The sequence below is a fragment of the Amnibacterium setariae genome (assembly GCF_003581425.1).
Lineage (GTDB): Bacteria > Actinomycetota > Actinomycetes > Actinomycetales > Microbacteriaceae > Amnibacterium > Amnibacterium setariae.
Map to the genome: position 1 here is coordinate 196,152 of NZ_QXTG01000001.1, position 21,641 is coordinate 217,792.

Genomic DNA, 21,641 nt, shown 5'->3' on the forward strand with positions numbered 1-21,641 from the left:
CAGGTCCGAGGACAGAATTCCCCTATCGCTCGCCGACGACAGGGGGTCGCCCCATGACCGATTCGCTCCTCCAGCAGACGATCACCGCACCGGTCGGGCTGCGGACCCGATGGCGGGACCGTCGGCGGCTGCAGCGGATCGACCGGCTCGGCGCTCGCCTCGCTCGGATCGACGCCGTCGAGGAGCTGCTCGTCCGCGCGCACGACCGGCTCGCCGCCGGCTGGGTGCAGGACGCCTGGTTCACGACCATCGACGAGCAGGGCGTCCGGCTGCACGTCGGCACCCTCCGGGCCCACGACGGCGAGCGCAGCGAAAAGGCCTGCCTCGTCGCCGCGGTCGCCATCGAGGCCCTGCCGGGCAGCATCACGGGGCCGGTCGGGCAGCGGGCCATCGGCACGCTGTGGAACGTGCTCCACGGCGGCGGTCCCATCGGCGACTGGAGCACCCCGCCGGGCGTCACGGCCGCGCGCGCCTACGACCTGGTGCGCTGGAACGACGCGGCCGACCGCCGGCAGTCCGACGTGCTCGCGCTGATGGACGCGGGTCGCTCCGCGCTCGGCCGCACGGGCGACGCGGTCCGCACGGAGCTGGCGCGCGCCTGACCTCAGTGCCGGCGGTCGACGATCGCCTGCTGCTCGGTCGTCGTGAGCACGGCCGAGTACACCTGCGTCTCGTCGAGGTCGCCCGTGAACCACGCCCTGCTGCCCCGGTTCGGGTAGGCCGACGCGATCGTGTCGTAGCCGAGGCGCCACCACGTGGTGGTGCCGCTGAGCAGCGACAGGTTGACGAGCGACGAGTTCGTCGCCGCCGAACCGACGGGGGTCGTCCCGTCGACGGCCACGGTGCACCCGGTGGACGCGCTGAAGGTCGCGATCAGCAGGTGCCAGGTCCCGTTGGCGTACCCGCTCGGGCTCCGGCAGGTCATCACGGTCACCACGCCGCCCGCGACGACCGCCGTCGGGACACCGATGACGACGGACCCGTTCGAGTCCAGGTACACCACGACGCTGCTCAGCGAGCTGCCGGTCGACCCCTGCCCGCTGTTCCCGAGGTCGGCGATGACGCCCGAGGCGGTCGAGGTCCGGAACCACGAGGCGATGGTGACGCCGCCGGACGGCATCGTCGAGGAGGTCGGCGAGACGAGCCCGCTCGCCCCCGCCGTGCCGAGGGTGAGGAACGGCGACGCGTCGGTCGTGCACGTGCCCGCACCGCGCACCACCGTGCCGTAGGTGGAGACGGAGGTGCCGCCGACGCGGTTCACCGTCGTCGACCCGCTGCTCTCCATGAAGTTGAAGTAGGCCAGTGCGGACGACGGCAGGGTCCCGCGCAGCGGCCAGTCCCAGCAGCCCGTCACGACGCTCGGACCGTTCGAGGTGGCGTTCGCGAACGAGGCCTGCGCGGGCGCCACGGCCCGGCCGGCCGTCGCGAGCAGGACCAGCACCAGGGTCGACGACGCCGCGAGGCGGTGCCGCGCCTGGCGCCGACGCCGGGCCTCCGAGTCGGGAGCGACGTGCCGTCCGGTCAGGAAGCGCCGGTCGAGCAGCGTGCCGACGGCGAGCAGCACCGCGGCCGTGCCGGTCAGGAGCAGGGGCTGCAGCTGTCCGGTCCGGATCCAGTAGGCGGGCAGCCCCGCGTAGGGGACCCGGAGGAAGCCGACGCCCTGCACGGCGGAGAAGGGCACCGTGCTCGAGTCGCGGACGTCGTTGGCGTCGCCCTTCGTCGTCAGCACCTGCCCCCGGGCTGCGACCAGCCGGTGCATCCGGAGGGCCCCGCGCTCGTCCGGGTCGTCGAAGAGCAGCACCTGACCGATGGCGAGGTCCGCGCGCTGCACCGGCTTCGCGACGACCGCGTCGCCGACCTGGAACCGCGGCTCCATCGAACCGCTCATCACGGTCGTGGCGTGGAGCCCGACGAGGCCGGGCACCACGGTCCACGACGCGAGTGCGACGCCGGTCAGCAGGAGGCTGCGGCACAGCCCCGCGATGACGACCAGGACCCACCCCGCCGCGGACGGAGCCGGAGCGGGGCGGCCCGCGGACGGACGTCGCCCTCGGACTAGTTGTTCTGCGCTTCCCATGTCAGCGCGACGGTGGCGTTCTTGCCCTGCGCGGCGTCCGGCGTGTTCTGGTCCAGCGTCCAGGTGACCCGGAACACCTTCGACTCGGATGCGGCCCCCGTGGTCGTCCAGTTGGCGCTGTACCCGTTGGCGTAGCTCGTCGCCCCGAGGTTGTTCAAGGTGCCGTTGAAGACGTTCGACGTCCCGGACGCCGGGGTGAACCCGGTGCAGGTGCCGAACCCGCCGCCCGTGCCGGTCTCGATCTGCAGGTTGACGTACGGCGCGAGCCCGGTGCTGGTGACCGCGCCCCAGACCTTCACCGCCGACGGGAGGGACCCGGAGGACGTCACCGTGATGCAGTTGGACGCCGTCTGCCCGGGCTTCACGTTGGCGTTCGCCGCGGCGGTGAAGAGCGCCGTGCCGGAGTCGTCGTCAGCGAGCTTCACGGAGCCGGAGGTCCAGTTGTTCGACGAGTTGCTCGTCTGCGCGCTGAAGCTCGAGTACGAGGCCGACATCACGAACGCGCCGCTGCCCACGACCGCGATGCCCGCAGCCGCGAGCGTCGACAGCCGGCTGAACCGTCGCAGAGTCCTGTGCACCGTGTCCTCCTCGTTCCCCCATGAAGCGGTGACGGGGCGAGGCTATGGGGCCGTCCGAGGGGCGCTTCCCCAGGGTCGGTGCACGGAACCGCGTGCGCGCCGACGGTTCAGCGCGTCGTGGACGTCCTGGGACCGCGATTGCACGCGGCAGCGGACCCGCGTGCACGGAGGAACGTGAGGGGGCCGTCCCCCGGAGGAGGCGATCGGCGCATCGCGTGCACGACACCCCATTCCGGGACGCAGCGCGCGGCTCGGCGTGTCGGAGCTCGGCCGGCCTCGGCACCGCAGCACGAACCATTGCGGCACAACGACGTCCGCCGGATCGGCGGAGCGGGAACGGTGGAGACAAGGGGACTCGAACCCCTGACCCCCTGCTTGCAAAGCAGGTGCTCTACCAACTGAGCTATGCCCCCGGAGGGTGAGCCGAGTCTAGGTGACCCGCTCCCACGGAACAGGCCCCCGGTCCGTGTGGACCGGGGGCCTGCGTTCGTGGGGCTACCAGGACTTGAACCTGGGACCTCTTCGTTATCAGCGAAGCGCTCTAACCGCCTGAGCTATAGCCCCGAGTGGGTGGCCCTCGACGGGCCGGCGGGCCCGATCGGGCCGCAGAAGAGCGTACCAGCCCTCAGCCGTTCTTGAATCCGACGAGGATCCCGCCGGTGATGCGCACCGACAGGTTGTAGAGCACGCACGCGATCGCGCCGAGCACGGTGCCGACGACGACGTTCAGCGCCGCGATGACGAGCGTGAAGCCCATCACCTGCGCGAAGGAGACGACGTTGCTGACGTTGCTGTTCGGGTCGCCGGAGACGTCCCGCATCAGCGTCGAGATCTGGTTGAAGACGCCGGTCGACGTCAGCACGGTCCAGATCAGCAGGACCGCCACGAGGATGATCACGCCCACCGCGGCCGCGATGAGGAACGAGAACTTCACCGCCGACCAGAAGTCGATGTAGACCAGCTTCAGCCGGACCTGCTTCGTCGGCGCCGCCTTGGGGGCCCGCTCCGACAGCTTGTCCGCCACGCTATCCTTCGTGCCCGTCTCCGACGGGCGGCTGGGGCTCTTCACCGAGCTCATCTGCTTGCGCCTCCACGGTCGTTTCGCTGTTGCGGGCGATGGCGATGATTCTGTCATCCTCGGCGAAGCGAGCGAAGACCACACCCATCGTGTCGCGCCCCTTCGCAGGAACCTCGGACACGTTCGAGCGCACCACCTTGCCACTCTCGAGCACCACGAGCACCTCGTCGCGCTCACCGACGATGAGCGCGCCCGCGAGATCGCCCCGCGCCTCCTGCAGCTTCGCCACCTTGATGCCGAGGCCGCCGCGCTGCTGCACGCGGTACTGGTCGACCGCCGTCCGCTTGGCGAAGCCGCCCTCCGTGACGACGAAGACGAAGCCCTCGTCGGAGACCACGCGGGCGGCGAGCAGCTGGTCCTCGCCGCGGAAGTGCATGCCGATGACGCCCGACGTGCTGCGGCCCATCGGCCGCAGCGAGTCGTCCGACGCGGTGAACCGCAGCGACATGCCCTTGCGGGACACGAGCAGCAGGTCGTCCGACTCGTCGACGAGCAGCGCCTGGATGAGCTCGTCGTCCTCGCGGAGGTTGATCGCGATGATGCCGCCGGACCGGTTCGTGTCGTACTCGGCGAGCGCCGTCTTCTTCACGAGGCCGCCGCGGGTGGCGAGCACGAGGTACGGGGCGACCGTGTAGTCGCGGATGTCGAGGATCTGCGCGACCTTCTCGTCGGGCTGCATCGCGAGCAGGTTCGCGATGTGCTGGCCCTTCGCGTCACGGGCGCTCTCCTGCACCTCGTACGTCTTCACCCGGTACACGCGGCCGGCGTTCGTGAACACGAGCAGCCAGTGGTGGGTGGAGGTGACGAACAGGTGGTCGACGATGTCGTCCGCGCGCAGCTGGGCGCCGCGCACGCCCCGGCCGCCGCGGCGCTGCGACCGGTACTGGTCGCTGCGGGTCCGCTTGATGTAGCCGCCGCGCGTGACGGTGACGACGACCTCCTCCTCCGGGATGAGGTCCTCGATGCTCATCTCCCCGTCGTAGCCGGCGAGGATCTGCGTGCGGCGGTCGTCGCCGAAGCGGTCGACGATCTCGGTGAGCTCCTCGGCGACGATCGCGCGCTGGCGCGGGACCTTGGCGAGGATGTCCTTGTAGTCGGCGATCAGTCGCTCGAGCTCGGCGGCCTGGTCGATGATCCGCTGGCGCTCGAGGGCGGCGAGGCGGCGGAGCTGCAGGCTGAGGATCGCGTTCGCCTGCACCTCGTCCACGTCGAGCAGGTCGATGAGGCCGTTCCGCGCGTCCTCCGGGGTCGGGGAGCGGCGGATCAGCGCGATGACCTCGTCGAGCATGTCGAGGGCCTTGAGGTAGCCGCGCAGGATGTGGGCGTCGGCCTCGGCCTTCCGCAGCCGGTAGGCGGTGCGGCGCTGGATGACCTCGAGCTGGTGGTCGATCCAGGCGGAGATGAAGCCGTCGAGCGCGAGGGTGCGGGGCACGCCGTCGACGAGCGCGAGCATGTTCGCGCCGAAGTTCTGCTGCAGCTCGGTGTGCTTGTACAGGTTGTTCAGCACGACCTTCGGCACCGCGTCGCGCTTCAGCACGATCACGAGGCGCTGACCGGTGCGGCCGGAGGAGTGGTCCTGGATGTCGGCGATGCCGGCCATCCGTCCCTCCTTGACCATCGTCGCGATCTTGTCGGCGAGGTTGTCGGGGTTGACCTGGTACGGCAGCTCGGTGATGACGAGGCAGGTGCGGCCCTGCAGCTCCTCGACGCTCACCACGCCGCGCATCGTGATCGAGCCGCGGCCGGTGCGGTACATGTCGTTGATGCCGCGGGTGCCGAGGATCGTCGCGGCGGTGGGGAAGTCCGGGCCCTTGATGTGCTCCATCAGGCCCGCGAGCAGCTCCTCGCGGGTCGCGTCGGGGTGCTCGAGCGCCCACAGCGCGCCGGCCGCGACCTCGCGGAGGTTGTGCGGCGGGATGTTCGTCGCCATGCCGACGGCGATGCCGGCCGACCCGTTGACGAGCAGGTTCGGGAACCGGGCGGGCAGGACGACGGGCTCCTGCGTGCGGCCGTCGTAGTTGTCCTGGAAGTCGACGGTGTCCTCGTCGATGTCCCGGACCATCTCCATGGCGAGCGGCGCCATCTTGGTCTCGGTGTACCGCGGAGCGGCCGCCGGGTCGTTGCCGGGGGAGCCGAAGTTCCCCTGCCCGAGCGCGAGGGGGTAGCGGAGGCTCCAGTCCTGCACGAGCCGCACGAGCGTGTCGTAGATCGCGCTGTCGCCGTGCGGGTGGAACTGCGCCATGACGTCGCCGACGACGCGGGCGCACTTCGAGAAGGCCCGGTCCGGCCGGTAGCCGCCGTCGTACATGGCGTAGATCACGCGGCGGTGCACCGGCTTCAGGCCGTCCCGCACCTCGGGCAGGGCGCGCGCCACGATCACGCTCATCGCGTAGTCGAGGTACGACCGCTGCATCTCGAGCTGCAGGTCGACCTGCTCGATGTTGTCAACCATTGAGGGTCCTATCGATCATCCGCTGGTTGAGGAGGCCGTCCAGGGCCGTCTCGAAACCAGTCCGACGGAGTGGTTTCGACACGGGCGCGGGGGCGCCCGGCTCAACCAGCGGGGTGAGGGAACGGCTAGATGTCCAGGAAGCGGACGTCCTTCGCGTTCTGCAGGATGAAGTTGCGGCGCGACTCGACGTCCTCGCCCATGAGGGTGGCGAAGATCTCGTCCGCCGCCGCGGCGTCCTCGAGGGTCACCTGCCGCAGCGTGCGGGTCTCGGGGTCCATCGTGGTCTCCCACAGCTCCGAGAAGTCCATCTCGCCGAGCCCCTTGTACCGCTGGACGCCGTTCTCCTTCGGGATGCGCTTGCCGGAGGCGAGGCCGTCGGCGAGCAGCGCGTCGCGCTCCCGGTCGCTGAACACGTAGTCGTGCTTCGCGTTGCTCCACTTGAGCCGGTACAGCGGCGGCTGCGCGAGGTAGACGTAGCCGAGCTCGATGAGCGGCCGCATGAACCGGAACACGAGCGTGAGCAGCAGCGTCGTGATGTGCTGGCCGTCGACGTCCGCGTCGGCCATCAGGACGATCTTGTGGTAGCGGACCTTCTCGGGGTTGAAGTCCTCGCCGATGCCCGACCCGAAGGCCGTGATCATCGCCTGGACCTCGGCGTTGCCGAGCGCCTTGTCGAGCCGCGCCTTCTCGACGTTCAGGATCTTGCCGCGCAGCGGCAAGATCGCCTGCGTCTCCGGGTTGCGCCCGCGCACGGCCGAGCCGCCGGCGGAGTCGCCCTCGACGAGGAAGATCTCGGCCTTCGACGCGTCGCGCGTCTGGCAGTCCTTGAGCTTGCCCGGCATGGAGGCGCGGTCGAGCGCGGTCTTCCGGGTCGCGTCCCGCGCCTTCCGGGCGGCGAGCCGGGCGGTGGCCGCCTGGATGCCCTTCCGCACGATGTCGCGCGCCTGGTTCGGGTTCGACTCGAACCAGTGCGTGAGCTCCTGCGTCACGACGCGCTGCACGAACGGCTTCGCCTCGGTGTTCCCGAGCTTGGTCTTCGTCTGGCCCTCGAACTGCGGCTCGCCGAGCTTGATCGAGATGACGGCGGTGAGGCCCTCGCGGACGTCGTCGCCCGTCAGGTTCTCGTCCTTCTCCTTGATGAAGCCCTTCTCCCGCCCGTAGCGGTTGATGAGGCCGGTCAGCGCGGCGCGGAAGCCCTCCTCGTGGGTGCCGCCCTCGTGCGTGTTGATCGTGTTCGCGAACGTGTGGACGCTCTCGGAGTAGGAGCCCGTCCACTGCATGGCGATCTCGAGCGAGATCACCTTCTCCTTGTCCTCGGACTCGAAGGCGATCACCGACTCGTGCACCGGCTCGGACTTCTTCGCGCTGGCGAGGTTGAGGTACTCGACGTAGTCCACGAGCCCGCGGTCGTAGCGGAAGACGTTCGTGCGCACCTCGGGCGCCTCCGTCTCCCCCTCCACCGGCTCGGACGTGCGCTCGTCGGTCAGCGCGATCGTGAGGCCCTTGTTGAGGAACGCGGTCTGCTGGAACCGGGTGCGCAGCGTCTCGTAGTCGAACTCGGTCGTCTCGAAGATGTCCGCGTTCGGCCAGAACGACACCGTCGTCCCGGTCGAGTCGGCGGCCTCGCCCTGCGCCAGCGGCGCGTCCGGGACGCCGTCCGTGTAGGACTGGCGCCAGACGTGGCCCTGGCGCCGGACCTCGACGTCGAGCTTGTGGGACAGCGCGTTCACGACCGAGCTGCCGACGCCGTGCAGGCCGCCCGAGACCGCGTACCCGCCTCCGCCGAACTTGCCGCCCGCATGCAGCACGGTCAGGACGACCTCGACCGTCGACCGGCCCTCGACGGGGTGGACGTCGACCGGGATGCCGCGCCCGTTGTCCGCGACGCGGATGCCGCCGTCCGCGAGGATGCGCACGTCGATCGTGTCGCAGTAGCCCGCGAGCGCCTCGTCGACCGCGTTGTCGACGATCTCGTAGACCAGGTGGTGCAGGCCGCGCGGACCGGTCGAGCCGATGTACATGCCCGGGCGCTTGCGCACGGCCTCGAGGCCCTCGAGCACCTGGATGGACCCGGCGCCGTAGTCCTCGCCGTTCGGCTTCGGCCTCGTCGCCTCGGCGTCGTCCTCCGCGGGCTCCGTCAGCGACTCCCCGTCGGTGCTCTCCGGCCCGAGGTCGTCGACCGGGCCCGTCGCGTCGTTCGTGTCGTCCTCGCCGATGGGCCCGTCAACGTCGCTCGTCACTGATCCGCACTCCAGTCCTCGGTACCTCCCGAGTCTACCGCGCGGCGAGGGGACCCGGGGCCGGATTCGGCCTTCTGCGGCCTCAGAATCGGGACGGGGATCAGATCACTCGGCCTCCTCGGCGACACGCGGCCGATTCGCCCGTCAGATCGATCTGCGGACCGGTTCCGCCGAGAGCGAGAATCGCGCTCCGGAGGGGTCAGCCGTAGGTGTCGCGGGGACCGCGGCCCTGCACGCTCCGCGGGCCGTGGTTCCAGCTCGGCGTGTTGGGCCCCAGGAAGCGGATCGAATCGACCCCCGCGTCCGGGAAGTCCTTCGCGATCCGCTCGGCGATCTGGGAGCGCATGAGCGACAGCTGCGTCGCCCACGCGGTCGAGTCGCAGCGCACGAGCAGCACGCCGTCGGCGTAGCCCTCGACCTCCGCGTGCTTCGCGGTCTCCGCGCCGGCGATCGACCGCCAGGCCGCGGCGAGGTCCGTGCGGGCGAGCGGGGTGCGCCACCCGAGCGAGTCGGTCACGCGGTCGAGCACGGTCCCGACCGAGAGCGGGTCGCGGCCGGCGGCGAAGGGCGTCGTGCCCGGCCGATCGGCGACGACCCGGCGGCGCGGACGGGACCCGCCGAAGACCGAGCGGAGCCGGGTCCACACCCGCTGCGCCTCCGTGCGGGCGTCGTCGGTCACGCGGTCGATCCTGCCCGCTCGGCCGCCCCCGCGGGCCCGTCGGCCGCGGGCTCGGGCTCGGGCTCGTCGACCACGCTGCCGGCGCGGATGCGCGTGACGCGGCCGGCGAGCGCGGGCGGGATGTCCGCCTCCACCGCGGCGGTGACGATGACCTGCTCGTAGCGGGCGACCCGGTCCGCGAGGCGGACGCGCCGCCGCTCGTCGAGCTCCGCGAACACGTCGTCGAGGATCACGATCGGGTCGCCGGTCTCGAGGGCGTGCCGCAGCAGCTCCACGGAGCCGAGGCGCAGCGCGAGCGCGAGCGACCACGACTCCCCGTGGCTCGCGTATCCCCGGGCGGGCAGCCCGTTGATCGTGAGCAGCACGTCGTCCCGGTGCGGGCCGACCAGGGTGATGCCGCGCTCGATCTCGCGGCGCCGGACCCGGGCGAGGGCGGCGGTGAACCGCTCGACGGTCGTGCCCTCGTCCGACTCGTCGTCGATCGTGCGCTGCGCCGCCACGGCGACCCGCTGGTCGGCGCCCGCGACGACCGCGTACTGCTCGGCGATCAGGGGCTCAAGGTCGGCGAGCAGGGCGGTGCGGGCGTCGAGCAGCTCGGAGCCCGTCGCGACGAGGCGCTCGTCCCAGACCGCGAGCGACTCGACGTCGACGAGCCCGCGGCTCCCGCGGAGCAGGCCGTTGCGCTGCCGGAGCGCCTTCTCGTAGTCGGAGACGGTGCCCGCGAGCCGCGGGGCGCGCTGCACGAGCAGCTCGTCGACGAAGCGGCGGCGGGCGGAGGGCTCGCCGCGCACGATGGCGAGGTCCTCCGGCGCGAACAGGACGCTCGAGACGTTCCGCGTGATCTCGCGCGGACGCACCGCAGACCGGTTGAGCTGCGCGCGGTTGGCGCCCACGCGGTTGACGAGGACCTCGGCGAGGACCTCGCGCTCCCCCGCGACGACGGTCGCCCGGATCACCGCGGCGTCGGCGCCCGCGCGCACGAGGGCCGCGTCGCCCGCGACCCGGTGCGAGCCCAGGGTCGTGAGGAAGCCGATCGCCTCGACGAGGTTCGTCTTCCCCTGCCCGTTGCTGCCGGCGAGCACGTTCGCTCCCGGTGCGAACGAGACGTCCGCGGCGGCGTAGTTGCGCCAGTCGGTCAGCCGCAGGTTCGCGATGCGCATCAGGGGTCGCTCCGTCCGGGGCTGCAGGGGGCCGGCGGGCCGGGATCCCGGCAGCCCCGGACGAGAAGGGGTCTAGCGCTTGGTCGGGTGCATCTGCTGCGCGGTCTCGACCTCCGCGGCCTTGACCGCGTGGCCGCCGAACTGGTTGCGCAGCGCGGCGACCGCCTGCATGGCGGGGGACTGCTCCTGCCGCGACACGAAGCGGGCGAAGATCGAGGCGCTGATGGCGGGCATCGGCACGGCGTGGTCGATCGCCTCCTCGAGCGTCCAGCGGCCCTCGCCGGAGTCGTCGACGTAGCCGTCGATCTCGGCGAAGTCGGGGTCCTGCTCGAGGGCGCGGACCATCAGCTCGAGCAGCCAGGAGCGGACGACCGTGCCGCGCTGCCAGGCCTTGAAGGTGCCGGTGACGTCGATGCCGCGGTCCGAGGCGTGGAGCAGCTCGTAGCCCTCCGCGTACGCCTGCATGATCGCGTACTCGATGCCGTTGTGGACCATCTTCGTGTAGTGGCCGGCGCCGACCGGGCCCGCGTGCACGAAGCCCTCGTCGCGGGGGCCCTCCGGGCGCAGCGCGTCGAAGACCGGCATGACCCGCTCGACCTGCTCGTCGCTGCCGCCGACCATCAGGCCGTAGCCGTTCTCGAGGCCCCACACGCCGCCGGAGACGCCGACGTCCATGAAGGAGATGCCCTTCGGGTCGAGCTGCTTCGCGTGCTTCTCGTCCTCGGTGAAGCGGGAGTTGCCGCCGTCGATGATCAGGTCGCCCGGCTCGAGCACCTGCTCCAGCTCGTCGATGACCGACTGGGTGATCCTGCCCGCGGGCACCATGACCCAGACGGTGCGCGGCGTCGGCAGCGCGGCGGCGAGCGCCGCGTAGTCCGGCACGTCGCTGACGTCCGGGTTGGTGTCGTAGCCGACGACGTCGATGCCGCTCTTCTTCAGACGGGCGCGCATGTTGTTGCCCATCTTGCCCAGGCCGACGAGTCCGATCTTCATTCCGCTGTCCCTCATGCTCGGTTGGGCCGCGGCGCCGGGTTCAGCGCAGCAGCAGGTTCGGCTGGAGCAGGTAGCGGAATTCCTCGCTGCCCGCGTCCTCCCGCGACTTCTGGCCGGTGATGAGCACCGGACCAGGCTTGTTCGGGTTCTCCGTCTTCGTGAACGAGATTCGCACGAAGTCCGTGTGGACGCCCGAGAGCCCGTCGAGCAGGAACTGGGGCTTCAGCGAGACGACGATGTCGTCGCCGACGAGGACCGCGTCCAGCTGCTCGGACGCCTGCGCCTGCTCGGAGCCGGCCGCCTCGAGCACGAGGCCCTCGGAGGAGAAGGAGTACCGGAGCGCGGCCTCGCGCTCCAGGACGAGCTGCACGCGCCGCGTCGCCTCGACGAGCTCCGCCGTGCCGATGACCGCGTAGTGCTCGGTGGTGTCGGGGAACAGCCGCTTGACCGGCGGGAAGTTGCCCTTGATCAGCAGCGAGGTGACCGTGCGGCGGTCGGAGGCGAACGCGATGAGCTCGCGGTCGCCGCCGCGGGTGATGCCGATGCTGACGTCGCCGCTGCCGGCGAAGGTGCGGCCGACCTCCTGGAGCGTGCGGGCCGGCACGAGCGCGCTGACCGGCTCCTTCGCGTCGCTCGTCCAGGGGAGCTCGCGCACGGCGACGCGGTAGCGGTCGGTCGCCGTCAGGGAGATCGATCCCGCCGTCGCCTCGAGCTGCACGCCGGTGATCACGGGGGTGACGTCGTCGCGCGAGGCGGCGACGACGACCTGCGCGATCGAGCCGGAGAAGGTCCCCGCGGGCACGACGCCGGTGGACTCGCCGACCGGGGGCAGCGACGGGTACTCCGCGACGGGCATGGAGAGCAGCGTGAACCTGGCGCTGCCGGCGCTGACGAGCACCCGGTTCTCCTGCGTCGAGACCTCGACCGGGACGCCGGGGAGACGGTTCGCGATGTCCGCGAGGAGGCGGCCGGAGACGAGCACGCGGCCCGGCTCGTCCACCTGCGCGTCGATGCGCACGCGGGCGCTCACCTCGTAGTCGAAGGAGGAGAGGGAGAGGCCGTCGTCCGTCGTCTCGATCAGCACGCCCGAGAGGATCGGCAGCGTGGTGCGCTGCGGAAGCAGGCGGACGGCGAACGACACGGCGTCGCTGAAGACGTCCCGGTTCGCGTGGAATCGCACCGTCGCACTCCCTGTTCCGTTGGGCCCGGGATCGCGCCGGGGGTGTCCTGCCGTAGGTCGGTGAGCATCGTAGCGGGTGGCCTCGGCCCGCCTTCATGCCCCTGACGCCCGGACGGGGGTCGCAGTCCACAGCGCGGAATCGAGTGGAGGGAGGAAGAGAAGGAGAAGGACAACCACACTCTTAACAGGTGTGCACACTGTGGATAACTCGTGCGGAGCCGCCTGCCGAGCGGGAACTACAGGGCTGTCAGATGTTGGAACCGTGCGGACGGACGGCGGAGTCGTGCGCCCTGCCATGTTGACGTCCCCGGACCGGTTCCACATCGCCCCAGGGGGAGGGGGCCCCGCACGGGGGTGCCGACCGGAGTTATCCACACCTCCCTCACATGGGGGTGGATTCCGGCTCCGGGCGAGGAGAACTCCCTGATCGCAGCCCGATGCGCCCGCCCCGACCGCTGTCCGAGCCCCCGGGTACCGCTCTGCGACCCGACCCGCGCGTCCCTCGCACGCGGGGTGCCGCCGGCTCCGCGCCCCGCATCCCCGCTGACGCCGTCACGCGGTCGCTGCGACGCCAGGGGTACCGCACGAGAGGGCGCGGGCGGGCTCAGCGGCGGTAGCGCTGCTCCTGCTTGATGCGGCTCGTCAGCTCGGTGACCTGGTTGTAGATCGAGCGGCGCTCCTTCATGAGCTCGCTGATCTTCTTGTTCGCGTACATCACGGTGGTGTGGTCGCGACCGCCGAACAGCTGGCCGATCTTCGGCAGCGACAGGCTCGTCAGCTCGCGGCACAGGTACATCGCGATCTGGCGGGCGGAGGCGATCTGCTGCGACCGGCTCGACCCGAAGAGGTCGTCGGTCGAGAGCTTGAAGTACGCCGCGACCGCCTCGATGATGTCGCCCGGCGCGATGACGTTGTCCTCGTCGAGGGTGATGAGGTCCTTCAGCACCGTCTGCACCAGCTGCAGGTCGACCGGGGCCCGGGTCAGGCTCGCGTAGGCGGTGACCCGGATCAGCGTGCCCTCGAGCTCCCGGATGTTGCTCGAGACCTTCGAGGCCATGAACTCGAGGATGTCGTCGGGGACCTGGATCTGCTCGTTCTGCGCCCGCTTGCGGAGGATCGCGATGCGGGTCTCGAGGTCCGGGATCTGCACGTCCGTGATCAGGCCCTGCTCGAAGCGGGACCGCATCCGGTCCTCGAACCCCGTCAGCTGCCGCGGCGCGAGGTCGGAGGTGATGACCACCTGCTTGTTGTGGTCGTGCAGGGTGTTGAAGGTGTGGAAGAAGGCCTCCTGCGTGGAGTCCTTGCCCGACAGGAACTGGATGTCGTCGATCAGCAGGACGTCGACGTCCCGGTAGCGCGCCTGGAACTGCTGCGTCCGGTTCGTCGCGATCGAGTTGATGAAGTCGTTCGTGAACTCCTCGCTCGACACGTACCGCACCCGGATCCCGGGGTAGAGGCCCATCGAGTAGTGCCCGATGGAGTGCAGGAGGTGGGTCTTGCCGAGGCCGGAGCCGCCGTAGATGAAGAGCGGGTTGTAGGCCTTCGCGGGCGACTCCGCGACCGCGAAGGCCGCGGCGTGCGCGAAGCGGTTCGACGAGCCGATGACGAACGTCTCGAACGTGTACCGCTCGTTGAGGCGCGACTCCGTGCCCGCCGGGACGACCGGCGTCTCGGGCGCCGCCTCCACGGCCACCGACGCGGTGCGGGCGGCGGGCGAGGCGGAGGAGGCGGGGGCCGCGGCCGGCACCGGTGCGGGCGCCGGGGCCGAGGAGTAGTCCGGGACGATGTCGGGGTTCACCGTGACGGCGAAGGTGTGGATCTCGAACTCGCCGTCGAGCGCGGAGATCGCCTCCGTGAGCGGGACGCGCCCGCGCTGCTCGAGCATCGAGCGCGAGAAGTCGTTGGGCACCTCGAGGTAGAGCACGCCGGCCATGACGCCCTTGGGCTCGACGAGGCTGACGAAGCCCTGCAGCTGCGGGCCGACGCGGGGATCGGTGGCGAGGGTGGCGCGGATCCTGGTCCACGCGTCCACGGCCACGTCCGTCATCGACCCATCCCTCCTCGATCTCCCGGGGTGCGTGCGCGACGAAGGCGGCGCACGGGGGCGGCGCCTGGCGGAGACCTGCGCTCCAGTCGGGTGCCGGGAGCGACGAGGGCCCACCGTAACGCCCGCCTGTTTCCGCAGGCAAGTCTCCACAGGCGCGCTTCCTGTGTGTGGAGAAACGCCGCGGAGGAGCCCGGAAGCACGAGCCCAGACCTGGGGACAACGACGAATCACACCTGTGGAATTCGTCCCTCGTCCGAGGGGTGGGGGAGCCGTGATGTAGTGTGTTCCGGTTCCGCGGCGCGTTCTTCGCGCCCCACGACTTCGCGCCCCGCCCGGGCCCCCGGGCGCTGCGGCGCAGCCGATCACACGAGGTGACCAGAGTGACGAAGCGCACGTTCCAGCCGAACAACCGCCGCCGGGCCAAGGTGCACGGCTTCCGCCTGCGCATGCGCACCCGCGCCGGCCGCGCCATCCTCTCCGCGCGCCGCGCCAAGGGCCGCACCGAGCTCTCGGCGTAGGGGCCCGACCCTCCCCCCGTGCTCGCGAAGGCGAACCGGATCGTCTCGGCGACGGACTACCGCCGCCTGGTCCGCTCCGGCCGGAAGGCCCGCGGTGCGCTGGTGCTCGCCTACGGGCGGCGCTCCTCCCCCGACTCGCCGATGCGGATGGGGGTCATCGTCGCGCGCAACGTCGGCAAGGCCGTCGTGCGCAACAAGGTCCGGCGCCGCATGAAGGCCGTCGGCTGGTCGCTCGCGCAGGACGTGCGCGGGCTCGACGTCGTCGTCCGCGCCCTGCCGTCCGCGGCGTCGGCCGACTTCGACCAGATCGACGGCGAGCTGCGCCGGCTGGTCGGCGTGCTGCAGGAGCGCGCATGACGACCCTGCTGCTCCTGCCGCGCAACGCCCTGATCGCGGTGCTGCGTCTGTACCGCGCCGTGGTCTCGCCCCTCTACGGCGACGTCTGCAGGTACCATCCCTCCTGCTCCCGCTACGCCCTCGAGGCCGTGCAGCAGTCGGGAGCCGTCGTCGGAACGTCTCTGGCGGTGTGGCGCGTCCTCCGCTGCAACCCGTGGTCGCGCGGCGGGGTCGACGACCCGCCCGCCCGGCTCCGTCCCTCGTACCGCATCACCACGCACGGCTTCGTTCGGCCGGCAGAGCAGCCGGGAGGCTGAACCCCATGGGCATCCCAGACATCTTCGGCCTCGTCCTGTGGCCGTTCAAATGGGTGATCGAGGCGATCCTGGTCGGCTTCCACGCCTTCTGGTCCTCGATCGGCCTGCAGCCCGGCGACGGCCTGACCTGGATCCTGTCGATCCTCGGCCTCGTGATCGTGGTCCGCTCGGCCCTGATCCCCCTCTTCGTCCGGCAGATCAAGAGCCAGCGCAAGATGCTGGAGCTGGCGCCGCAGCTGAAGAAGATCCAGGAGAAGTACAAGGGCAAGCGCGACCAGTTCTCCCGCGAGGCGATGAGCCGGGAGACGATGGAGCTCTACCGCCACCACGGGACGAGCCCGTTCTCCTCCTGCCTGCCGCTCGTCGCGCAGATGCCGATCTTCTTCAGCCTGTTCCAGGTGCTGGAGACCGCGCAGCGCGACCCGGACCGCGGCGGCGTCGGCCTGCTCACCCCGGACCTCGCGAACTCCTTCGGCGCCTCGAGCCTGTTCGGCGCCCCGCTGCACGAGACCATCGGCTCCGGCATCAACGCCCTGGGCAAGGGCGGCACCTCGGGCGACCTGCTCGTCGTGATCGTCGGCATCTTCATGGTCGCGCTGATGACGGTCACGCAGTTCATCACGCAGCTGCAGATCATGTCGAAGAACGTCTCGCCCGAGACGGCCGCGAGCCCCATGTACCGCCAGCAGAAGATGCTGCTGTACATCCTTCCGCTGGTCTTCATCTTCTCCGGCATCGCGTTCCCGCTGGGCGTGATGTTCTACTGGGTCTTCTCCAACCTGTGGACGATGGGCCAGCAGTTCATCGTGATCCGCAACTCGCCGACGCCGGGCAGCGAGGCCGCCAAGGCCCGCGAGGCGCGTCTCGCGAAGAAGGCGGAGCGCAAGCGCGAGCGCACCGGCGAGCCGCTGGAAGCGCCCGAGGTCGAGGCCCCGCAGCCGCGGGCGAACACGCAGCGCACGCAGCCGGTGGGCCGCGCGCGGGCCAAGCGGACGGGAGAACGACGGGCATGACACTTCGAGAGCCTCAGCACGGCGCGGACGCGAACACCCCGGTCGAGGACGACGTGACCGGCCTGCAGGCCGCGCTCGACGCCGAGGCGGGCAGCGAGGACATCGGCGACATCGCCGCGGACTACGTCGAGGAGCTGCTCGACATCTCCGACCTCGACGGGGACATCGAGATCGAGGACGAGCACGGCCGCACGACGATCAAGGTGACGGGCGGCGACCTGCGGCTGCTGTCCGCGCCCGAGACCGTCGGCGCGCTCCAGGAGCTCACCCGGCTCGCGGTGCAGACCCGCACCGGCGGCTTCGCCCGCCTCACGCTCGACATCGGCGGCAGCCGCGACCAGCGCTCCCGCGAGCTCGCCGGGCTCGTCGAGTCGGCGGCCGCGCGCATCGCCGACGGCGCCGACGCCGTGCCGTTCGAGCCGATGTCGTCGTACGAGCGGAAGCTGGTGCACGACCTCGCCGCGGAGCGCGGGCTCCAGTCGCACTCCGAGGGGGAGGGCTCCGACCGGCACATCGTGCTGACACCGGCGTGAGCGAGGAGCCCCGCTCCGAGGCGCTCGAGCCGGAGCCGCCGGAGGCCGCGCAGGTCTTCGGCGACCGGCTGCCCGTGGTCCGCCGCTACGTCGCCGACCTCGCCGAGCACGGCATCGTCCTCGGGCTGATCGGCCCGCTCGAGCCGTCGCGGCTCTGGTCGCGGCACGTCGTGAACAGCGGTCTGCTGTCCCCCTTCCTGCCGCAGGGTGCGACCGTCGCCGACGTCGGCAGCGGCGCCGGCCTGCCGGGGCTGGTGATCGCCGCCGCGCGCCCCGATCTGCGCGTGACCCTGATCGAGCCGATGGAGCGCCGCGTCGCCTGGCTCGAGGAGGAGACGGCGCGCCTCGGGCTGAAGAACGTCGTGGTCGAGCGGTCCCGGGCCGAGGACGCGCCGCGCGGCCGGTTCGACGTCGTCACCGCCCGTGCGGTCGGCGCGCTGAGCGGGCTGCTGCCGATCACGGCGCCGCTCGCGAGGCCGGGCGGCCGGCTCGCGCTGCTGAAGGGCGCCTCCGTGGAGGCGGAGATCGCGAAGGCGGAGAAGGCGATCCGCCGCCTGGGGCTCGAGGACGTGCACGTCGAGATCGCAGGACGCGGCATGGCGTCCCTCGAAACCCGGGTCCTGGTGGCTACTCTGCCGGTTTGACCCCTGTTCGGGGTACACCCACTTGACCTGAGGATCGAAGTGACACCCAGCTCAGCGCTCGACTCGCGAGGGTCGGGCTTCGACGAGTCGACGCCCCTCGCCCGCGAGCTCGCGGACCTCACCGCGCGGCGCGCGCGCCTGAAGGGCAACGCGCTGCCGAGGCCCCGCGAGACGCGCATCTTCACCGTGGCGAACCAGAAGGGCGGCGTCGGCAAGACGACGACGACCGTCAACCTCGCCGCCGCGCTCGCGAAGTCGGGCATGCGCGTGCTCGCCATCGACCTCGACCCGCAGGGCAACGCCTCCACGGCGCTCGGGGTCGAGCACCGGCACGACACCATCAGCGTCTACGACGTCATCGTCGGCGACGCCCCGCTGTCGGACGTCGTGCAGAAGAGCCCGGAGTTCGACACGCTCTGGTGCGCCCCCGCCACGATCCACCTCGCCGGCGCGGAGATCGAGCTCGTCTCGCTCGTCGCCCGCGAGCAGCGCCTCCGCACCGCCCTCAGCGCCTACCTGCAGAGCGCGGAGGAGCGCTTCGACTACGTCTTCATCGACTGCCCGCCGTCGATCGGCCTGCTGACGATCAACGCGTTCGTCGCGGCGACCGAGGTGCTCATCCCGATCCAGTGCGAGTACTACGCGCTCGAGGGCCTGTCGCAGCTGCTGCGCAACGTCGACCTGATCGAGAAGCACCTCAACCCGACCCTCTCGGTCTCGACGATCCTGCTCACGATGTTCGACGGCCGCACGCGCCTCGCGAACGACGTGGCCGACGACGTGCGGAAGCACTTCCCCGAGCAGGTGCTCGGCAGCGTCATCCCGCGGGCGGTCCGCATCTCGGAGGCCCCGAGCCACGGGCAGAGCGTGATCACCTACGACCCCAACTCCCCCGGCGCGATCTCGTACCTCGAGGCCGCCGGCGAGATCGCCCGACGGGCGGTCGCGGCGTGAGCGCGGCGCGGCCCTCCGGCCAGGCCGCCCCGGCGCGGTCCCAGCGGCTCGGTCGCGGCATCGGCGCGCTGCTGATGCCGGACGACGACCGGCCCCTGGACCAGACCCGGCCCTCCGACGTCTACTTCGGCCGCGCGCCCGAGGCGCCCGCCGACGACCTGCAGCCGGTCCCGGGCCTGCGCCTGGTCGCGCTCGTCCCCGACGAGATCCGGCCGAACCCGCAGCAGCCCCGGCGCGAGTTCGACGAGCAGGGCATGGCCGAGCTCGTGCACTCGGTGCAGGAGAACGGCGTCCTGCAGCCGATCGTGGTGCGGCCGCTGCCCGAGGGCGAGGACGCGAAGTTCGAGCTCGTCATGGGCGAGCGCCGCCTCCGCGCCTCCAAGGCGGCCGGCCTGCGCTTCATCCCGGCGGTCGTCAAGGACACCGCCGACGAGCAGATGCTGCAGGAGGCGCTCCTCGAGAACCTCCACCGCCTGCAGCTGACGCCGCTGGAGGAGGCGAGCGCCTACCAGCAGCTGATCGACGACTTCGGCATCACGCACGAGGAGCTCGGGATGCGCATCGGGCGCAACCGGACGACGATCACGAACACGATCCGGCTCCTCCGCCTCCCCGAGCACATCCAGCGCAAGGTCGCGTCGGGCGTCATCACGCCTGGCCACGCCCGCGCGGTGCTGTCCGTCGTGGACCCGGAGCTGATGGACCGGCTCGTCGACAAGATCGTCGTCGAGGACCTCAACGTGCGGCAGGCGGAGGCCGCGGCGATCCGCCTGGCGGGCCCCGCGAAGCCGAAGAAGGCGACCGGCCGCCGCAACGAGGGGCTCGACCACATCGCCGACAAGCTCGGCTCGCGCTTCGACACCCGCGTCCGCGTCGACCTCAACGCGAAGAGCGGCCGGATCGTCATCGACTTCGGGTCGGTCGCGGACCTCAACCGCATCCTCGAGGAGATCGGCGAGGAGAAGTGGGAGGAGGGCGAGGCGCGCGAGCGCATGCTCGCCCAGCGCACGGCGGCCCTCCGCCGCAAGTAGGCCACGTTGCTCACGCTTCTGGACGCCGCGCCGCCGCGAAGGCGTCCAGAAGCGTGAGCACCTCGCAGGCCGGGAGCCGCATCCGCTTCGAGCAGGGGCTCGAGGGCGGGCGCGCGATCGCCACGGGCGACGCCGTGCTGGTGGTCGTGGTCGACGTGCTGTCCTTCACGACCTGCGTCAGCGTCGCCGCCGACCGGGGGATCGCCGTGATCCCCGCGCCGCTGCGCGACGAGCGCGCGGCGCGGCTCGCGGAGGAGCACGGGGCGGTGCTCGCGGGGCCGCGGACCGGATCCGGCACGAGCCTGTCGCCGGCGTCGATCCGGCGGGCGCGAGGCGTGGAGCGGCTCGTGCTGCCGTCGCCGAACGGGGCGACGCTCAGCGCGGCGCTCGCGGAGCGGGGCGAGGTCGTCGCGGGGTCCCTCCGCAACGCGTCCGCCGTCGCCGCGGCCTGCGCGCAGCATCTCGCGCGCGACGCGGCCGCGTCGGTCGCGGTCGTCGCTGCGGGGGAGCGCTGGAGCGACGGATCGTCGCGTCCCGCGTGGGAGGACGTGTGGGGCGCCGGGGCGGTGCTGGCCGCGCTCGGACGCGACCGGCTCGCCTCGCCCGAGGCGCTCGCGGCGGCGGACGCCTACCGGAGCGCCGCCCGCCGTGCCCTCCCCCTCGCCGGGCTGGCGAGCGCGCTCGAGCTGTCGGAGGCGGGCTTCGCGGAGGACGTCGCGATCGCCGCGGAGGAGGACGCGAGCACCGCCGTCCCCCGCCTCGTCGACGGCGTCTTCACGCACCAGGGGTTCACGGAGCAGGGGATCCGGTGACCGGACCCCTGACCCGTGAACACGATCGCGCGGATCAGGCCTCGGCGAGGGCGCGCTCCGTGATCGCCGCGTAGGCGGAGGAGAGGTCCCGACCGGTCGACAGGATCGCCTGCGGCAGGAGGCTCGTCTCGGTCAGCCCGGGCATCACGTTCGACTCCAGGAACCACGGCCGTCCCGACGCGTCGACGATGAGGTCCGCCCGCGAGAGGTGCCGCAGGCCCATCGCGCGGTGCGCGAGCACGGCGAGCTCCCCCGCCGCGGCCGCCACGGCCGGATCGAGCCGCGCGGGCGTGTAGAAGCGCGTCTCCCCCGCGGTGTAGCGCTCCTCGAACCCGTAGAACCCGCTGCGGGGCACGATCTCGACGGCCGGCAGCGCGGCCGGGCCGTCGTCGCCGTCCAGCACGCCGACGGCGATCTCGGTGCCGACGACCCGCTGCTCGATGAGCGCCTCGTCCGCGTACGTGAACGCGTCCATCAGGGCGCGCGGCAGCTGCTCGGCCGTGTCGACGACGGTGACGCCCTGCGCGGAGCCGCCGCGGGCCGGCTTCACGACCAGCCCGTCGGTCATCGACCCGAGGATCGTGTCGATCGCGCTGCGGGCGCCGATCTCCCGGAACACCTCCCGCGTCAGGGTGACCGAGGCGGGCGTCGCACCGCCGGCGACCTCCACGAGCCGCTTGGCGGTCGGCTTGTCCCAGGCCAGCCGGGCCGCGGGGCCGCGGCTGCCGATGTAGGGGAGGCCGGACACGTCGAGCAGCGCCCGCAGGGAGCCGTCCTCCCCGCTCGCGCCGTGCAGCGCCGGCCAGACGACGTCCGGGCGGCGCTCGAGGAGGAGCGGCAGCAGCTTCGCGTCCGGCTCCGCCGTGCTCACCCGCCAGCCGAGCCGGGACAGCGCGTCGACCACGCGCCGCCCGGACCGCAGGGACACGTCGCGCTCGTGCGAGATGCCGCCCGAGAGCACCACCACGGAGGTCGTTCCGGCCATGAGTTCTCCTCGGG

General features: G+C 71.6%; 21 protein-coding genes and 2 tRNA genes. 10 read left to right on the plus strand and 13 right to left on the minus strand.

The features are described from left to right. Positions 1-53: 53 nt before the first annotated feature. Positions 54-602: a DUF6197 family protein gene (locus D1781_RS00995; protein ID WP_119480436.1), complete on the plus strand. Its 549-nt coding sequence runs from the start codon at positions 54-56 to the stop codon at positions 600-602. Between the two features lie 2 nt (positions 603-604). Here D1781_RS00995 and D1781_RS01000 read toward each other — a convergent pair whose 3' ends face one another. From D1781_RS01000 to dnaA, 12 genes are all read right to left on the minus strand, one after another. Then, the gene (locus tag D1781_RS01000; protein WP_119480437.1) at positions 605-2,077 is read right to left on the minus strand and encodes a signal peptidase I; all 1,473 of its coding nucleotides are present in this window, start codon (positions 2,075-2,077) and stop codon (positions 605-607) included. After that, positions 2,056-2,655 (minus strand): hypothetical protein, encoded by a 600-nt coding sequence (locus tag D1781_RS01005; protein ID WP_119480438.1) that lies wholly within the window; start codon positions 2,653-2,655, stop codon positions 2,056-2,058. Before D1781_RS01005 ends, D1781_RS01000 begins: the two co-directional genes overlap by 22 nt. Before the next feature lie 340 nt (positions 2,656-2,995). Then, positions 2,996-3,068 (minus strand) — tRNA-Ala (locus tag D1781_RS01010). 77 nt (positions 3,069-3,145) lie between these two features. Continuing rightward, positions 3,146-3,219, minus strand: a tRNA-Ile gene (locus D1781_RS01015). A 61-nt stretch (positions 3,220-3,280) separates the two neighbouring features. Further along, on the minus strand, positions 3,281-3,679 hold the full coding sequence (locus D1781_RS01020) for a DUF3566 domain-containing protein (RefSeq protein ID WP_325048766.1): 399 nt from the start codon (positions 3,677-3,679) through the stop codon (positions 3,281-3,283). Position 3,680: 1 nt separating this feature from the next. Continuing rightward, complete coding sequence (gene gyrA / locus D1781_RS01025; protein WP_119480440.1) at positions 3,681-6,185, minus strand: DNA gyrase subunit A; 2,505 nt, start codon at positions 6,183-6,185, stop codon at positions 3,681-3,683. Between the two features lie 125 nt (positions 6,186-6,310). After that, positions 6,311-8,326, minus strand: coding sequence for a DNA topoisomerase (ATP-hydrolyzing) subunit B (gyrB, locus tag D1781_RS01030; protein WP_119481655.1), 2,016 nt, complete (start codon positions 8,324-8,326; stop codon positions 6,311-6,313). A gap of 298 nt (positions 8,327-8,624) precedes the next feature. Next, complete coding sequence (locus D1781_RS01035; protein ID WP_233550899.1) at positions 8,625-9,104, minus strand: DUF721 domain-containing protein; 480 nt, start codon at positions 9,102-9,104, stop codon at positions 8,625-8,627. Next, complete coding sequence (recF, locus tag D1781_RS01040; protein WP_119480441.1) at positions 9,101-10,264, minus strand: DNA replication/repair protein RecF; 1,164 nt, start codon at positions 10,262-10,264, stop codon at positions 9,101-9,103. Before recF ends, D1781_RS01035 begins: the two co-directional genes overlap by 4 nt. Positions 10,265-10,336: 72 nt before the next feature. Then, a complete protein-coding gene (gene gnd / locus D1781_RS01045) occupies positions 10,337-11,257 on the minus strand; it encodes a phosphogluconate dehydrogenase (NAD(+)-dependent, decarboxylating) (RefSeq protein WP_119480442.1) in 921 nt (306 codons plus the stop codon). 40 nt (positions 11,258-11,297) lie between these two features. Further along, on the minus strand, positions 11,298-12,437 hold the full coding sequence (dnaN, locus tag D1781_RS01050) for a DNA polymerase III subunit beta (protein ID WP_119480443.1): 1,140 nt from the start codon (positions 12,435-12,437) through the stop codon (positions 11,298-11,300). 604 nt (positions 12,438-13,041) lie between these two features. Continuing rightward, positions 13,042-14,484, minus strand: a complete 1,443-nt coding sequence (gene dnaA / locus D1781_RS01055; protein WP_119480444.1) for a chromosomal replication initiator protein DnaA — start codon at positions 14,482-14,484, stop codon at positions 13,042-13,044. A gap of 380 nt (positions 14,485-14,864) precedes the next feature. On the opposite strand from dnaA, the gene rpmH reads away from it, so the two are divergent. The 9 genes from rpmH (at position 14,865) to D1781_RS01100 (ending at position 20,642) form a co-directional block, all read left to right on the plus strand. Continuing rightward, positions 14,865-15,002 (plus strand): 50S ribosomal protein L34, encoded by a 138-nt coding sequence (gene rpmH, locus D1781_RS01060; protein WP_119480445.1) that lies wholly within the window; start codon positions 14,865-14,867, stop codon positions 15,000-15,002. A gap of 18 nt (positions 15,003-15,020) precedes the next feature. Continuing rightward, positions 15,021-15,359: a ribonuclease P protein component gene (gene rnpA, locus D1781_RS01065; RefSeq protein ID WP_119480446.1), complete on the plus strand. Its 339-nt coding sequence runs from the start codon at positions 15,021-15,023 to the stop codon at positions 15,357-15,359. Beyond that, positions 15,356-15,655 carry a membrane protein insertion efficiency factor YidD gene (gene yidD, locus D1781_RS01070; protein WP_119480447.1) on the plus strand — a complete coding sequence of 100 codons (300 nt, stop codon included), beginning with the start codon at positions 15,356-15,358 and terminating at the stop codon, positions 15,653-15,655. Before rnpA ends, yidD begins: the two co-directional genes overlap by 4 nt. A gap of 5 nt (positions 15,656-15,660) precedes the next feature. Further along, on the plus strand, positions 15,661-16,668 hold the full coding sequence (gene yidC / locus D1781_RS01075; protein ID WP_119480448.1) for a membrane protein insertase YidC: 1,008 nt from the start codon (positions 15,661-15,663) through the stop codon (positions 16,666-16,668). Then, complete coding sequence (locus tag D1781_RS01080; protein ID WP_119480449.1) at positions 16,665-17,201, plus strand: Jag family protein; 537 nt, start codon at positions 16,665-16,667, stop codon at positions 17,199-17,201. The genes yidC and D1781_RS01080 overlap by 4 nt, the downstream gene beginning before the upstream one ends. Beyond that, positions 17,198-17,845, plus strand: a complete 648-nt coding sequence (rsmG, locus tag D1781_RS01085; protein ID WP_119480450.1) for a 16S rRNA (guanine(527)-N(7))-methyltransferase RsmG — start codon at positions 17,198-17,200, stop codon at positions 17,843-17,845. Before D1781_RS01080 ends, rsmG begins: the two co-directional genes overlap by 4 nt. A 39-nt stretch (positions 17,846-17,884) precedes the next feature. Next, positions 17,885-18,799 (plus strand): ParA family protein, encoded by a 915-nt coding sequence (locus tag D1781_RS01090; protein ID WP_119480451.1) that lies wholly within the window; start codon positions 17,885-17,887, stop codon positions 18,797-18,799. Between the two features lie 74 nt (positions 18,800-18,873). Then, positions 18,874-19,830, plus strand: a complete 957-nt coding sequence (locus D1781_RS01095) for a ParB/RepB/Spo0J family partition protein (RefSeq protein ID WP_119481657.1) — start codon at positions 18,874-18,876, stop codon at positions 19,828-19,830. 53 nt (positions 19,831-19,883) lie between these two features. Next, complete coding sequence (locus D1781_RS01100; protein ID WP_119480452.1) at positions 19,884-20,642, plus strand: 2-phosphosulfolactate phosphatase; 759 nt, start codon at positions 19,884-19,886, stop codon at positions 20,640-20,642. Positions 20,643-20,676: 34 nt separating this feature from the next. Here D1781_RS01100 and D1781_RS01105 read toward each other — a convergent pair whose 3' ends face one another. Then, positions 20,677-21,627, minus strand: a complete 951-nt coding sequence (locus D1781_RS01105; protein WP_119480453.1) for a D-alanine--D-alanine ligase family protein — start codon at positions 21,625-21,627, stop codon at positions 20,677-20,679. Positions 21,628-21,641: the final 14 nt, after the last annotated feature.